We start from the raw sequence: 14997 nt of genomic DNA on the forward strand, positions 1-14997 counted from the left end.
TAGCGCACCACACTGGCAGTGTGGGGGTCACGGGTTCGAGTCCCGTTAGCTCCACTTTTTGTATTTCCCCTGGTCGTTAATGGCCAGGGGATTTGTCGTATAGCTCGAGACTCCTCAGGAAGCACGGAGGTCAAAGACCAATGCTTCAGTTAAAGAAGCAGCTATGCGCCGCTGTTATTTTTCTTTCTGGTCTTAGTGCAGCCATCTTTGGGGTGCTAGCGTTGACGGGGAGGATAAGCGGCGTGTGGCCAGTGGGTATTTCGTTGCTTGTCTTCTTTTGCGCGGAATGGGTTTATAACCAAATAGCTAACACACAGAAGAGCTAAGCGAGCGGCGATAGCAATGGTGAGGCTAAGTGTCGCGGAGTCAATCTCGGCAGGGCGCCGGGATTTTGGCCGATCCTTTTAGCGCCGTTGCAGAGTAATCGGCAAGCTACTCCAGCCGCCGACCGGGTGCTCATCGCGTTCTGCGCCTGCCTGCGAGCTCGCCTGTACGGTGGCTACAGCGAGCAGCTCCTCAACAAAAGCGCCGATTTCCACCATCGACAGATCTTTGCCGGGGCACGCATGTGGCCCGGTGCCCCAGACCAGATTCTTCTCGGCATTCCCCTCTGGATCGAAGCCGTCTGGGTCGGCGAATGTCTCCGGGTCACGGTTTGCAGCAGTCCAGTGCAAATGCACTCGCTGGCCTTCGTCGACTTGCTTGCTACCCACCGTTGCAGGGCAGGTGGTGACCCGACGGTTAGAAACAAACGGATCGTCAATGCGCAAGATCTCGTCGACAAGCGCCACCAGCTCCTCGGAGGACACGCCGGAGCGGATGTGCTCTTGCATAGCAGTGTTTTTTGTGAGCGCGTGCAGCAAAACTCCCACGCATTTCGCCATCGAACCAAGATCACCGCCGGTCCAGTTGCGGAGGATGGACACGATCTCTTCGAATTCCAACTCGCGGCCTAAACTGGTGTCATTGATCAAGCGGTAGGTCACGCAATCTTGCCCGGCAGCACGAACCTCGCCGACGACCTCGTTGATGATCTCGTCGTATTCCTGGGCCACTCGGGCGGTGCGGTGCTGCTGCCCAGAGCGAGTGGCGGCCGCGTTTTTCTCCACCCATTCCTTCAGCCGGGGCTCAATCGCGCGTGGCCACCCCAGCCAGGCGACCATGGCGCGCACCGCAAAATCGTAGCCCAAATCTTGCACGGCATCGACGCTCACTTCATCACCGGCAGCGGGGGCGTCGGCAAGATAACCGTCGATGACCTCGCGGGCCACCCGGTGAAAATCTGCGCTGTAACGGGCAACCTCGTCGGCATGCAGGTAGTTATCCAGCAAGCGTCGGAAAGCGCTGTGCTTGTCGCCATCCAACCCGTTCGGGATCTGCAAATAACGCGAGACCGCGGAGCTAAAGGTTTCGGCATCCTGGGCGACGCGGGTGACCTCGTCGTGGCCCACGATGACGATATCTCCGGCGTCGTCATGCGCAATCGGGCAGCCGTGGGCATGGACGTCGTGGGAATAAGCCAACGGATCACGCCCGGCCGGGTCGAAAGTGCGAATGTCTAGTTTGTCACGGGAAGAAGTTAGCTTTTCAGACATACTTTCGAGGTTAACAGAAATTTTCCTGCTGAAATAAGAAATGTGAAATGGAAAATTCTGGCCAATAGCAGCAGTGCAAACCGCTAAACTGGAAGCCATGAAAAAGACTGCTAGTTCGAACAAAAACACCGGAAAAAGCAGTGCACGCAAGCTGGCTTCGGACCCCATCGGTGGTGGCCGGGGACAACGCGGCCTCCTGTTTTTTCTCCCCGCGATCTGGCTGGGTCTGATCATCGGCATTTCGCTGATCGAGGCTCCGCTGAAGTTCACCGCCCCAGGAATCACGATTCCACTGGGGCTGGGCATCGGCCGACGGGTGTTTTTCGCGATGAACGTCGTCGAGGTCATCCTGGCCGTCGTGCTCATTACGACGCTGGTGCGGCTGTTGGGTCGGCCGTCACGGCAGAAACTCTGGGGCCTGGGCATTGCGATTAGCGTGGTGCTGGCGATCAAGATTCTGGTGATTCGCCCGATCCTAAACATCCGGACCGATGCCGTGCTGGCCGGAAATTTTGAAGGTGGTTCGACCACGCACTATTTCTATGTCGCTGCTGATGCTGCGTTGTTTATTTTGCTGATCACGTTCATGGTGGTGGTTACTCGCCGGTTGTTGCCGAAAAACCCACAAGCTCTGGGCTAGCTCGCGTCGTCTTTCGTGACCCGGTCGTCTTTCTCAGCCCTGCCTTCCTTCTCAGCCCTGCCGTCCGTAGTACCGAGCCCTTGGGCGTCGTCCATGGTGTGCAAACGTGCCTTCTTCCGCTTGGATTTCAGCCACATCGTGAAAAACATGTATCCCAGAAGCGCAAACGTAATCCAGGTGACGTAACGCTCGATGGTCACCAGCGTCTCGCGCACCGTGGCACCGAAGGTCAGGCCCAAATAGACGTAGAAGCACTTCAGTGCGATGGCATAAACCAACACATACGCACCGACAACCCAGCCTTTGGTGCGTTTAATACCGGCGATGACGACAATGATCGTCGCAGGGATCGGCGAAAAGGGGATAAACGACAACAACAGACAAAAACCAGGGTGCCGGTAGATGAAATTCTCCAGCTTCCGGAACCACAATGGCGGATGGCCCATAAATGAGTAATCGATAAACGATGGGCCCCAACGCTTGCCGATCAAGAAAAACAGCGGCAAGAATTTCACCATACTTACGGCCGCGACCAGCACCGCAGCGACGATCAGGCCGATGTTATCTTCGTTTTCTGCCGTCAGCGCCAGTACCGACAAACTCGAGCCACTGAGCACCGTGTATACGAAGGTGTAATCGATCAGCAACACCGCGCGGAACGGCAACAGTGCAAGGCCGTAGATGCCGGAAGCCGCCAGTAGCCCCCACAAAATCCAATCGAAGCGCTGGAAATTTTGCATGAAACTTGGCAGTTCCTGCTGCCAGGAATCTGTGTCCTTACCGGTGTGATTCGCATCCGCGGTTCCATCGCTCATAACGATCCTTTATAGCACCTCACCATTATCGTTTTATAGTGCTGGGATGCACGCCTGTTGCTGCCTGACATCGCGAGTATCATCGGCGGATATGACACAAACATTCGTGAAACGCCCGAATGAACACCGCGCCGCCGAGGCGGAAGCGGCCGGCCTACGCTGGTTGGCCGAGGCCAGTGAATGCGTGCCAGCGGTGGTGTCGCTGAATGCAGAACGTAACGAATTAGAGACTGCCTATGTGGAATCAGCCGCACCTACCCCGGAGGTAGCTCGCCGTGCGGGCCGCGAGTTAGCCCGTATGCATTCCGCTGGAGCCCCGGCTTTTGGCGCACCACCCCAAGGCTGGGATGGGCCGAATTATATTGGAACCCAGTCGCAGGCGTGCACTCCGACTGACGATTGGGGCGAGTTTTATACCCGCCAGCGTGTAGAACCTTTCGCGCAAGCAGCCAACCGGGCAGGCAATCTTGCCGACGATGAACTAGCCGTGGTTATGCGCGCCTGTGAAGCTATTCGTGCTACCGAATGGAACCTACGGCCTGCCCGCATCCACGGCGATTTGTGGACGGGGAACCTGCTGTTTGGTAGCGATGGTCCCGCGTTCATTGATCCCGCAGCCCACGGTGGGCACCCGCAGACTGATCTGGCGATGCTGGATCTATTTGGCGCCCCGCATTTCGACGAGATCGTCGCCGGTTACCACGAGGTGTCGCCGTTGCCGAAGAATTGGCGTGAGTTCATCCCGATGCACCAATTGCATCCGCTGGCAGTGCACACGCTGACGCACGGCCCGGCGTATGCGGGCCCGTTGCAGCGCGCGGCACAAGTGACCACGCAGCTGCTGGGGTAGTGGGATGAGCGTTAGATGCCCTAGCCGCGCCACCAGTCGTCGGCAAGCGTGGCTGGTAAATGCCGCTTGTGCTGGCCTGTGTCCCACAATTTTTCAATCCGAGCAGCTGCCTTGGCGCTAACTTCGCGGCCCTCTAGGTAATCGTCGATCTCGGCATAGCGCAGGCCGAGCGCCTCCTCGTCGGGAAGACCCGGGCGATCATCTTCCAGATCCGCCGTCGGAACCTTTTTCCAAGTAGCCTCCGGGGCACCCAACTGCTGCAACAACGCCGCGCCCTGGCGTTTATTTAGCCCAGCTAGCGGCAGAATATCGGCCGCGCCATCGCCAAACTTGGTGAAAAACCCGGTGAGGTTTTCCGCGGCGTGATCCGTGCCGATCACCAATAGGCTGCGCTCGCCAGCGACGGCGTACTGCGCGATCATGCGTTGGCGGGCTTTGACGTTGCCGCGGTTGAAATCGCCTAAGCTGTCCGCACCGACAGCGTGCGCGGCGGCTTTATCGATAGCTGCCGTGGCGTCGGCGATGTCGATGCTGGCGGTGTGATCGGGGCGGATGAATTCGAGCGCTAGCTGGGCATCGGCGTCGTCAAGCTGACGCCCGTGAGGCAGGCGCAACGCCCAAAACTCAACATCGTGCCCGGCAGCTTTATGGCCATCTGCACGCAGTTTTTCTACCGCCAATTGCGCCAAGCGTCCTGCCAGAGTGGAATCCTGCCCGCCGGAAATACCGAGCGCGAAACCGTGCGCCCCGGTGGTTTGCAGGTATTCGGCGAGGAATCCAACGCGCCGGGAAATTTCTTCTTCTGGATCGATTAAGGGCTTTACACCCAGGGCTTTTATGATTGATTCTTGCTTATTGCTGGGGTTTTTCGGCATGGTTTTAGCCTAGCCGCCTGACACAATGTGTGTTTGTGAAAATGACCGAGAATAACCAGACTAGTGCGCGCGATATTTCCCGCGCGGAAACTACCGAGACCCGTCGCTACGTCAAAATGGTGGCTGCATTCGCAGCCATCGGTGGCCTGCTCTTTGGCTATGACACCGGCGTGATGTCTGGAGCGCTGCTTTATATCAGCCCAGAATTTGGCATGTCTGCCGCCGAAGAGGGCCGCGTGACGGCCATGCTGTTGGTCGGAGCAGCCATCGGTGCGTTGCTCGGCGGGCGTGTGGCGGAGTGGTGGGGCAGACGCATGACGCTGATCATCAACGGCGTGATCTTTTGCGCTGGGTCTATCTGGTGCGCGCTCGCAGGATCTGTTGCCGAGCTTGCCACCGCCCGCACGTTTTTGGGTGTAGCCGTCGGTGCGGTGTCCATCGTGGTGCCGATGTATATCGCAGAAAAAGTTCCCGCCGCGGTGCGCGGGCGCATGGTCTCGCTGAACACGTTGATGATCGTCGTCGGCCAGTTGCTGGCGTACCTGGTCAACTCCGCGTTGGCGCCGACGGGTAACTGGCACCTGATGCTGGGTATGGCCGCGATTCCGGGAGCGATGTTGACCGCCGGCATGATTTTCTTGTCGGATACGCCGGTGTGGCTGGCGCGCCGGGGCCGTACAGAGGAAGCCCGAAAGGTCGCTGCCCGCGCCGGCATGTCCTTGGAAGAGCTTTCTATCGTCATTGAGGCCGAGCAACATGATGCAGGCGCGGATGGCATACCGGAAAGTGCGGCTGTCGGAAAAGCCAAGACCTCGGAGGAGTTCCAGGCATTTAAGAAGTTGCGCTGGGTGCGCGTGACCATTTTGTTGGCGATGCTCATTGGTGTGACGCAGCAGATCACCGGTGTCAATGCCGTGATCTATTTTGCCCCGACGATGATGAGCGAGGTCGGGATTTCGACGACGAATGCGGTATATACCTCGATCGTTATCGGTGTGGTTTCTGTGATCGCGTGTTGGGTAGGGTTGAAGATCATCGACGTGGTCGGACGCAAGCGCTTGCTGACGTGGGGGCTGACCGGAAATATTATTTCGCTGCTGATTTTGGCTGTGACATATTCGCTTGCCGACGGCAGCACCACCTGGGCGCTGATTTCGTTAGGGATGATGGCCGTGTTCATTGCTTTCCAGCAGGCGGCGGTATCGCCGACGACCTGGCTGTTGATCTCGGAGATCGTTCCGGTACAGGCACGGGGCCTGGGAATGGGTATTGCGGGCTTGGCTCTATGGGTTGCTAACTGGGCAGTCGCGCAGTTCTTCTTGCCGGTCACGGAGATTCTCAGTGGTTCTGGTACCTTCGTCGCCTTCGCGATGTTGGGCGTGGTTGCGCTGGGCTTCGTGCGGGTGTTTATTCCAGAGACGATGGGACGCAGCCTGGAAGAGGTCGGCGAGCTCATGGAAAAGCGTTGGGGTTAAAACACTGGGGCTAAAATTAGGATTTGAGAAAACCACAGCAGACTAGGTAGACTGTCAGCTTGTGTTATGGTCACCGTATTGTGGTGACTGCCGATAAATGTTGTCTACCGCAGTGTAGTAGCCGCGTACAGAAAGGAGCGCCCGATGAAGGTCCGCAAGTCGCTTCGGTCGCTGAAGAAGAAACCGGGCGCCCAGGTTATCCGTCGCCACGGTAAAACCTTCGTGATCAACAAGAAAGATCCACGCTTCAAGGCACGTCAGGGCTAATACCGCCTGCACTGTCTAGGTTTCTTCTTTAAGCTTTAACCTAAGTAGTAGCAACACCGCCGTCTCGCTCGTTTTGAGTGGGGTGGCGGTGTTGTTTTGCGTCTGTGTGGTGTTTCGTCGTTACTCACAACTGTGGGTTAAGTAGCAAAAATGTGTCTGGTCGGGGCGTCGACCAGCGTATTGTGTCTTTTTTACAAATAGGCCACCTGAAACCGGCCATTTTCGTTCACTATTTGTAAAAAAGACACAATAGACATGATTACCGGCAGACATGATTGTCGGCGATGGGCTAAGCGGGAGACGAAGCAAAAAGCGGGGGGGTATGCGACAAAATGTGTCTGGGTGTGTCTGGGGGGTGTCTGGGGCTGTTACCCCGTGTTGGAGTTAGGTTCTTATCCATCCTTTCTGTACGCCTAGGTTGTGGTTGTAGTCGGTTGGGATAGCGTTGTTGTAGAGGGGTGGTCGTCCTGTTTTGCTGGTCGGCTTTTTTCGTTGCGGGGATTATAAATGCGGTGTTTTTATCTCTTGATCTGCGTCAACGACACCCACATGGACACACTTTTGTCGTATAATCCTTCGCTGCCCTTATTTGGCGGCGCCGTGCTGGTGCACTGGCGAAACGTCGTTACTCACAACTGTGGGGTTTTTGTTCACAGTCTGTTCACAAGCTGTGAAATTACATCACTGTATAACGATTTGATAACGGAAGCGTGTGGCGTCCTGCGGAAACGTCTTCGATGGGACCTGTGGGTGATCTTGTCTTCAAAAATAATGAGCTAGATGTGGGGGCTGTGAAAACCTTCAGCAGGGGATTCCACAGCTGTAACTACTATATGTAGTGTTATTGCGCTAAATTGCCACAAAGTATAGTGTCTATGAAGTCGAGGCGAGCCACACCGGCCGCCGCCCGATGTTAATGATTAAGCAGCAATTCCCCGCCCAATGCGTACTGACAAGGAAGTTCCACACATGGCTATCACCGTTTACTCCAAGCCAGCCTGCATGCAGTGCACTATGACCAAAAAGAAGCTGGATGCACTCAACCTGGATTACGACGTTGTCGATATTTCCATGGATGAAGAGGCCCGCGATTACGTCATGGCTCTGGGCTACCTACAAGCCCCTGTCGTAGAGGCAGAAGGCGATCACTGGTCTGGATTCCGTCCAGAGCGGTTGACCGCGCTGGCGGAAAACGCAGCAAGCGTTTCTGCCTAAAAGCGAAACGGCATCCGTCGGCAAGCAGCGGCCGACAAGCAACCGTCGGCAAGCAGCCGTCGACAAGCGCGAACCATAACTCCATATTTTCTTCCCCTCCCCACCGTTATTTCATGAAAGCCTGTAGACAGGAGTTTGGGCACGATGCTCGTCGTGTATTTTTCTTCTACCACGGAAAACACCAAGCGATTCGTTGAAAAGCTCGGGTATCGCTCACAGCGGATCCCCCTGCAGCCGGCTAAGGAAGGCCACCTGCGCGTTGATGAACCGTTCGTGCTGGTGTGCCCGACGTATGGGGGAGGGGCTTCGTTGACTCGAGCCACCGCCAAGCCCGTGCCACCGCAGGTCATCAAATTCCTGAACGACCCCGAAAACCGCCGCCACCTGCGCGCGGTGATCGCTGGCGGAAACAGCAACTTCGGGGCTGATTACGGCGTCGCTGGCGATATCATCTCTAAAAAATGCGGGGTGCCATACGTCTACCGTTTCGAGCTTATGGGCACCGCCGAAGACGTCGAGCTCGTGCGCCAAGGGCTTGACAATAACGCGCAACGCCTCGGCTTAGTCGCGGGGCTTGCCTCCTAGAATTCCAGAATTCCTCGCAAGAAATTGCACGCACAAATTTAATCCTCAAATTCAGTCCCAAACCACTCGCGCGTCACAACCGCGATTAGACGCAGGAAGGCTGCATTAGTGACCAAACACGTGGGCAAAACCGTCGCCGAACCCATCAGCTCTGAGCAACAGCTCGACTACCACGCGCTGAACGCGCTGCTTAACCTCTACGACGAAAACGGCAAGATCCAATTCGATAAGGATCGCCAGGCTGCCAACCAATACTTCATCCAGCACGTCAATCAGAACACCGTGTTCTTCCACGACCTGGAAGAAAAAATCAACTACCTGGTCGAGAACAACTACTATGACCCGACCGTAATCGAGCAGTACGATTTCGAGTTCATCAAAGCGCTGTTCAAACAGGCCTATGGATATAAATTCCGTTTCCAGACCTTCCTGGGCGCCTACAAGTACTACACCAGCTACACCCTGAAAACCTTCGACGGCCGTCGCTACCTGGAGCGATTCGAAGACCGCGTGTCCATGACCGCGCTGTTTCTTGCCGACGGCGACGAAGAGATCGCCAAGGCCATGGTGGACGAGATCATGTCCGGGCGTTTCCAGCCCGCCACCCCGACGTTCCTGAATGCCGGCAAGGCTCAGCGTGGTGAATTGGTCTCGTGCTTCCTGCTGCGTATCGAAGACAACATGGAATCGATCGGTCGTTCCATCAACTCTGCGCTGCAGCTTTCCAAGCGTGGCGGCGGCGTGGCGCTGCTGCTGTCGAATGTGCGCGAATCCGGCGCGCCGATCAAGCACATCGAAAACCAATCTTCCGGTGTCATCCCCGTAATGAAGCTGCTGGAGGACGCCTTCTCCTACGCCAATCAGCTCGGTGCCCGCCAGGGAGCCGGCGCGGTGTACCTGAACGCGCACCACCCAGACATCCTGTCATTTCTGGACACCAAGCGCGAAAACGCCGACGAGAAGATCCGCATCAAGACCCTGTCCGTCGGCGTTGTCATCCCGGATATCACCTTCGAGCTGGCCAAGCGTAACGAGGACATGTACTTGTTCTCGCCTTACGACGTCGAACGCGTCTACGGCAAGGCATTTGCGGATATCTCGATCACCGATAACTACGAAGACATGGTCGAAGACCCGCGCATCCGGAAATCCAAGATCAACGCGCGCCACCTGTTCCAGACCATCGCCGAGCTGCAATTCGAATCCGGCTACCCGTACATCATGTTCGAAGATACGGTTAACCGCGCGAACCCGGTGAGAACTGGGCGGATCAACATGTCCAACCTGTGTTCGGAAATCCTGCAGGTCAACAGCCCATCGGTGCTGAACGACGACCTCAGCTACGACACCATCGGTCACGATATTTCCTGCAACCTGGGTTCGCTGAATATCGCGAAGGCGATGGACTCGCAGGACTTCGAGAAGACCATCGAAATGGCCATCCGCGCGCTGACTGCCGTGTCGGATAAGACCACCATCGACTCGGTACCGTCGGTGCGCGAAGGTAACAACAGCTCGCACGCGATTGGCCTGGGACAGATGAACCTGCACGGCTACCTCGGACGCGAGCACATCTACTACGGCTCGGAAGAAGCACTGGATTTCACCAACGCGTATTTCGCGTCCGTGATGTACGCCAGCCTGAAAGCGTCGAACAAGCTGGCCCGGGAGCGCGGCGAACACTTCGCGGAATTCCCGCAGTCGGATTACGCCAGCGGGGCCTTCTTCGACAGCTACGACCCAGCGGATTTTGCTCCGAAAACCGAAAAGGTCATGCAGCTGTTCGCGAATTCGTCGATCACCACCCCGAGTGCGGCCGACTGGGCACAGCTGAAAGAAGACGTCGCCAAGCACGGCCTGTACAACCGAAACCTGCAGGCAATCCCGCCGACGGGCTCGATCTCGTACATCAACAACTCGACCTCATCGATTCACCCGATCGCGTCGAAGATTGAGATCCGCAAAGAGGGCAAAGTCGGCCGCGTGTACTACCCGGCACCGCACATGGACAACGATAACCAGCAGTACTTCGAAGACTCGTACGAGATCGGCTACGAAGCCATCATCGACACTTACGCTGCGGCGACGAAGTACGTTGACCAGGGCCTATCGCTCACGCTGTTCTTCCCGGACACGGTGACCACCCGCGATATCAACAAGGCGCAGATCTATGCCTGGCGCAAGGGCATCAAGACGCTGTACTACATCCGGTTGCGCCAGCAGGCGTTGGAAGGCACCGAAGTCGAAGGCTGCGTCTCCTGCATGCTGTAACTGTTTTTGCAGCTCTAGCGCTGTAGCTGTTTTGCTCTGCCGCTGTAGCGCCGGAGCAGGCGCGCGGTGGTTGCTGGTCTGCAGTGACCGATTTTGCGCAATTAGCTCAGCGAGCGCGCCACCTCATGCAACAGCGCATGCGAGGTGCGCTCGGCGTGAATGCCGTCGCCATCGTGAACATAGTGGGCCAACTCCTGGTGCAAATCCAGGGTGTTGGCCACTGGTTTATCTGCATCTACTCCGAATACGGTCTTGCCGCTATGGATTGCAAAAAACACGGGCACGAGCGCTGCGAACATTTCGTTGCCGGAGGCTTCTAGCAGCAGGGAGTGGAAGCGCAGGTCGGTTTCCAGGAATTCGGCTGCCACGCCTGCACCTGCGCCTGTGTCCGTTGCGCCAGCTCCGTCGGCACCTGCACCTGCCCCTGCTTCTGCTGCTGTTTCTGCGTCCGCTGCGCCTGCGCTGTCTGGATCCGGGGTGGCCGCTTTTTTCGCTAGGCGCTGTAACTTATCCGCCAATTCCAAAATCTCAGCGCGCTGCGCAGCAGTGGCATGCTCCGCGGCATGGCGGGCAGCCACCGGCTCGACGGCCATGCGTAGTTCGTTGAGCGACGACAGTTGCGCGGGCCGCTGACTTTCCGCTGCTAACCGCCAGCTGATTACCGCCGGATCAAACAAGGCCCAATGCTGTTGTTCCAACACCGTGATGCCGATGCGTCGGTTGGAAGCGACCAACCCGACGTGTTCGAGCGCCCGCATCGTCTCCCTGGCGACGGTGCGAGAAATGCCGAAGCGCTCACTGATCGACTGCAGCGTGAATTGCGAACCAGGGCTGTGGATTCCGGCGACGATTTCTTGGCCGAGTTCACCAAAGACTGACCCCAATAGTGGGGCAGCGCCGGCGGGCGATTCGGAAGCGGCTGATGGTCTCACGTGTGGCTTTCTTTCAACGCTGTAATTCGGTTTCTCTGGGCGCGGACGGTGGTTCGTCGTCAAGCAAAAATCCGGCTAGATTGGAAGGGAGCAATTGGGCTGTATTGCCGATGATATTGCCGATGATGGCATTTCTTGCATGACGTATTGCATGCTCAATTTTAAACGAAAAACACCGACGGAATGAGGTATTCCCATGGCAACTCGTACTGCCCCAAATGACCCGAACAAACCCGTCAAAGCCATCAACTGGAACACCATCCCGGATGATAAAGATCTGGAAGTTTGGGATCGACTGACCGGCAACTTTTGGCTGCCAGAAAAAGTTCCCGTTTCTAACGACATCCCCAGCTGGAAGACGCTGACGGAAAAAGAAAAAGAGACCACCATGCGGGTCTTTACCGGTTTGACGCTGCTAGATACCATCCAGGGAACCGTCGGCGCGGTGACCATGCTGCCCGATTGCCAGACCCCGCACGAAGAAGCCGTGATGACGAACATCGCGTTCATGGAATCGGTGCACGCGAAGTCTTATTCCAATATCTTCATGACGCTCGCTCCGACGCCCATGATCAACGAGGCTTTCCGCTGGTCGGAAGAAAATGAGCGCCTGCAGCGCAAAGCCCGCATCGTGCTGGATTACTACCGCGGCGATGATCCAGACAAGCGCAAAGTGGCATCGACGATCCTGGAATCGTTCCTGTTCTATTCCGGTTTCTACCTGCCGATGCACTGGTCCTCGCGCGCGAAGCTGACCAACACCGCTGACATCATCCGCCTGATCATCCGCGACGAGGCTGTGCACGGCTACTACATCGGCTACAAGTATCAGCAGTCGGTGAAAAAGCAGTCGGCTGAGCGTCAAGAAGAGCTGAAGAACTACACCTTCGAGCTTTTGTTTGAGCTGTATGAAAACGAGATGCAGTACACCGAGGATCTTTACGACGAACTCGGCTGGACCGAAGACGTCAAGCGCTTCCTGCGCTACAACGCGAACAAGGCGCTGAACAACCTCGGCTACGAGGGTATGTTCCCCGCCGACGAGACGCGCGTGTCCCCGGAGATTCTCTCTGCGCTGGCGCCGAACGCCGACGAGAACCACGACTTCTTCTCTGGTTCTGGTTCGTCTTACGTCATGGGCAAAGCCGAGCTGACGACCGACGACGACTGGGACTTCTAAGCCCCGTCGAAAGTATGACACCAACCGGGGGATTGTCCGAGTTCCGGAAAGTTGAAATTTTCACAACAACCTCAGCAGTCACAGTGGGGTAGCTCACCTCCGGCGGGGTGACGAACCAGTCACAACCGCCCGCCTGGCAGCTGAGGTTTTTCGCGTTCTCGCACTTAAGCCGTCTATCGGCAGGGGAGAAGCGGTGGGGTTTCGGGCGTCGTCGTCAAGCATCGGAGTGGGGCCGGCTAGCACGGCAAACGTGGCCGCAAGACAAACGAAACGCGAAGAAAAACTAAAACGTTCAGTGGTTACCTAAAAAGCTCGCAGTGTCCTAATATAAATACACGTAATTAATTGGCATTTTCTGTCTTTCGAGCGATCCCTGTTGGGTGCGTGGGAAGTCGGCGAATGCTTTCGTAATTAGGAGGAATTATGACCGCTGTGGCGCCACGGCTCGAAGATTACGTCGAGCCAACACGTCCTCAACCAACGGGGCATGAACGCACCGGGTCTAAGGCGTTGACAATTCTTTCAACCACTGACCACAAGCAGCTGGGCATCATGTATTTGATCATGTCCTTCAGCTTCTTCTTCCTCGGTGGCTTGATGGCGCTGTTGATCCGTGCCGAGTTGTTCACCCCAGGCCTGCAGATGCTGTCCAACGAGCAGTTCAACCAGCTGTTCACCATGCACGGCACTGTGATGCTGCTTTTGTTCGCAACTCCGGTTGTCTGGGGTTTTGCTAACTACATCTTGCCGCTGCAGATCGGCGCGCCGGATGTGGCTTTCCCACGTCTGAACGCATTCGGTTTCTGGATCACCACCATCGGTGGTTTCGTGATGCTGGCTGGTTTCCTGACACCAGGCGGTGCCGCTGACTTCGGTTGGACGATGTACATGCCATTGGCTGACTCGATCCACACCCCAGGCTTGGGCGCTGACTTCTGGATCGTCGGTGTTGGTGCTACCGGTGTCGGTACCATCGCTTCTGCCGTGAACATGCTGACCACCCTGTTGACTCTGCGTGCACCAGGCATGACCATGTTCCGCATGCCAGTGTTCTGCTGGACCATCATGGTTGCTGCAATTCTGGCACTGATGATCTTCCCGGTTCTGACCGCCGGCGCTCTGGGCGTTTTGTACGACCGCCAGCTCGGTGGCCACATTTATGACCCTGCCAACGGTGGCGCCATCCTGTGGCAGCACCTGTTCTGGTTCTTCGGCCACCCAGAGGTTTACGTTCTGGCTATTCCTTTCTTCGGTGTTATTTCTGAGATCGTTCCGGTCTTCTCCCGGAAGCCAGTCTTCGGTTACATCGGCCTGGTCTTCGCGACGCTGTCCATCGGTGGTATGTCGATGGCCGTGTGGGCACACCACATGTTTGTTACCGGGGCGATCCTGCTGCCGTTCTTCTCCTTCATGACCTTCCTGATCGCCATCCCAACCGGTATGAAGTTCTTCAACTGGGTCGGCACCATGTGGAAGGGCCACATCACTTGGGAAACCCCAATGATCTGGGCCATGGGCTTCCTGACGACGTTCCTGTTCGGTGGTATGACCGGTGTCATGCTGGCGTCGCCACCACTGGACTTCCACCTGGCAGAGTCCTACTTCCTGATCGCTCACTTCCACTACACCCTGTTCGGTACCGTTGTGTTCTCCGCTTTCGCGGGTCTGTACTTCTGGTTCCCGAAGATGACCGGCCGTATGTTGGACGAGCGTCTGGGCAAGATCCACTTCTGGTTGACGTTCATCGGCTTCCACGGCACCTTCCTGGTTCAGCACTGGGTCGGCAACATGGGTATGCCACGTCGTTACGCTGACTACGTGGATTCCGACGGATTCACCATCTACAACCAGATCTCCACCGTTTTTGCTTTCTTGCTCGGTGCCTCGGTTCTGCCACTGGTTTGGAACGTCTTCAAGTCCTGGCGCTACGGCGAAGTCGTCACCGTCGACGACCCATGGGGTTACGGCAACTCCCTGGAATGGGCAACCTCGTGCCCTCCACCACGCCACAACTTCGTCTCCATGCCTCGCATCCGTTCGGAGCGTCCAGCATTCGAGCTGCACTACCCGCACATGGTCGAGCGCATGCGTGCCGAAGCGCACTCTGGTCACCACGACACCAGCTCGCACGAGCAACCGCGCCAAGTCGAAGCCGGCTCTAACGCCCACGCGAAAAACTAATACGACCTGGAAATGCTGACGTTGATCCTACTGTCTAGCCACAGCGGTGCAGCAGAGCTCGCCAGCGCCAGTTAGCGTGTTTCACCCCCGCGCCCATCCACTCCTAGTGGGCGGCG

Annotated in this window: 13 protein-coding genes; 9 read left to right on the plus strand and 4 right to left on the minus strand. The window is 56.9% G+C overall.

Annotated features, from left to right (window positions below):
• Positions 1 to 404: 404 nt before the first annotated feature.
• Complete coding sequence (locus tag RCH87_RS02880; RefSeq protein ID WP_306515251.1) at positions 405 to 1595, minus strand: cytochrome P450; 1191 nt, start codon at positions 1593 to 1595, stop codon at positions 405 to 407.
• 97 nt (positions 1596 to 1692) lie between these two features.
• Between RCH87_RS02880 and RCH87_RS02885 the strand changes: the two genes are divergently transcribed.
• Complete coding sequence (locus RCH87_RS02885; protein WP_306515252.1) at positions 1693 to 2235, plus strand: hypothetical protein; 543 nt, start codon at positions 1693 to 1695, stop codon at positions 2233 to 2235.
• Here the strand turns inward: RCH87_RS02885 and RCH87_RS02890 are convergent.
• Positions 2232 to 3050 (minus strand): hypothetical protein, encoded by an 819-nt coding sequence (locus tag RCH87_RS02890; RefSeq protein ID WP_306515253.1) that lies wholly within the window; start codon positions 3048 to 3050, stop codon positions 2232 to 2234. The two genes, RCH87_RS02885 and RCH87_RS02890, sit on opposite strands and share 4 nt — an antisense overlap.
• Positions 3051 to 3096: 46 nt before the next feature.
• Between RCH87_RS02890 and RCH87_RS02895 the strand changes: the two genes are divergently transcribed.
• Entirely contained in the window at positions 3097 to 3900 is an 804-nt protein-coding gene (locus RCH87_RS02895; RefSeq protein ID WP_306515254.1) for a fructosamine kinase family protein, read from the plus strand.
• Positions 3901 to 3920: 20 nt separating this feature from the next.
• On the opposite strand, the gene nadE is transcribed toward RCH87_RS02895, so the two are convergent.
• Positions 3921 to 4775 carry an ammonia-dependent NAD(+) synthetase gene (nadE, locus tag RCH87_RS02900; protein WP_306515255.1) on the minus strand — a complete coding sequence of 285 codons (855 nt, stop codon included), beginning with the start codon at positions 4773 to 4775 and terminating at the stop codon, positions 3921 to 3923.
• Between the two features lie 41 nt (positions 4776 to 4816).
• Between nadE and RCH87_RS02905 the strand changes: the two genes are divergently transcribed.
• The 5 genes from RCH87_RS02905 (at position 4817) to nrdE (ending at position 10588) form a co-directional block, all read left to right on the plus strand.
• Positions 4817 to 6250: a sugar porter family MFS transporter gene (locus tag RCH87_RS02905; protein ID WP_306515284.1), complete on the plus strand. Its 1434-nt coding sequence runs from the start codon at positions 4817 to 4819 to the stop codon at positions 6248 to 6250.
• Between the two features lie 144 nt (positions 6251 to 6394).
• Positions 6395 to 6517 (plus strand): type B 50S ribosomal protein L36, encoded by a 123-nt coding sequence (gene ykgO, locus RCH87_RS02910; protein WP_021354049.1) that lies wholly within the window; start codon positions 6395 to 6397, stop codon positions 6515 to 6517.
• A gap of 969 nt (positions 6518 to 7486) precedes the next feature.
• Complete coding sequence (nrdH, locus tag RCH87_RS02915) at positions 7487 to 7732, plus strand: glutaredoxin-like protein NrdH (RefSeq protein WP_306515256.1); 246 nt, start codon at positions 7487 to 7489, stop codon at positions 7730 to 7732.
• Positions 7733 to 7876: 144 nt separating this feature from the next.
• Complete coding sequence (nrdI, locus tag RCH87_RS02920) at positions 7877 to 8317, plus strand: class Ib ribonucleoside-diphosphate reductase assembly flavoprotein NrdI (RefSeq protein ID WP_306515257.1); 441 nt, start codon at positions 7877 to 7879, stop codon at positions 8315 to 8317.
• Positions 8318 to 8425: 108 nt separating this feature from the next.
• Entirely contained in the window at positions 8426 to 10588 is a 2163-nt protein-coding gene (gene nrdE, locus RCH87_RS02925; protein ID WP_306515258.1) for a class 1b ribonucleoside-diphosphate reductase subunit alpha, read from the plus strand.
• A 101-nt stretch (positions 10589 to 10689) separates the two neighbouring features.
• Here nrdE and RCH87_RS02930 read toward each other — a convergent pair whose 3' ends face one another.
• Positions 10690 to 11520, minus strand: a complete 831-nt coding sequence (locus RCH87_RS02930; RefSeq protein WP_306515259.1) for a FadR/GntR family transcriptional regulator — start codon at positions 11518 to 11520, stop codon at positions 10690 to 10692.
• 196 nt (positions 11521 to 11716) lie between these two features.
• Between RCH87_RS02930 and nrdF the strand changes: the two genes are divergently transcribed.
• Positions 11717 to 12700 (plus strand): class 1b ribonucleoside-diphosphate reductase subunit beta, encoded by a 984-nt coding sequence (gene nrdF / locus RCH87_RS02935; RefSeq protein WP_306515260.1) that lies wholly within the window; start codon positions 11717 to 11719, stop codon positions 12698 to 12700.
• 423 nt (positions 12701 to 13123) lie between these two features.
• The gene (ctaD, locus tag RCH87_RS02940) at positions 13124 to 14881 is read left to right on the plus strand and encodes a cytochrome c oxidase subunit I (protein WP_306515261.1); all 1758 of its coding nucleotides are present in this window, start codon (positions 13124 to 13126) and stop codon (positions 14879 to 14881) included.
• Positions 14882 to 14997: the final 116 nt, after the last annotated feature.

It is taken from the genome of Corynebacterium sp., assembly GCF_030826625.1.
Taxonomy (GTDB): domain Bacteria; phylum Actinomycetota; class Actinomycetes; order Mycobacteriales; family Mycobacteriaceae; genus Corynebacterium.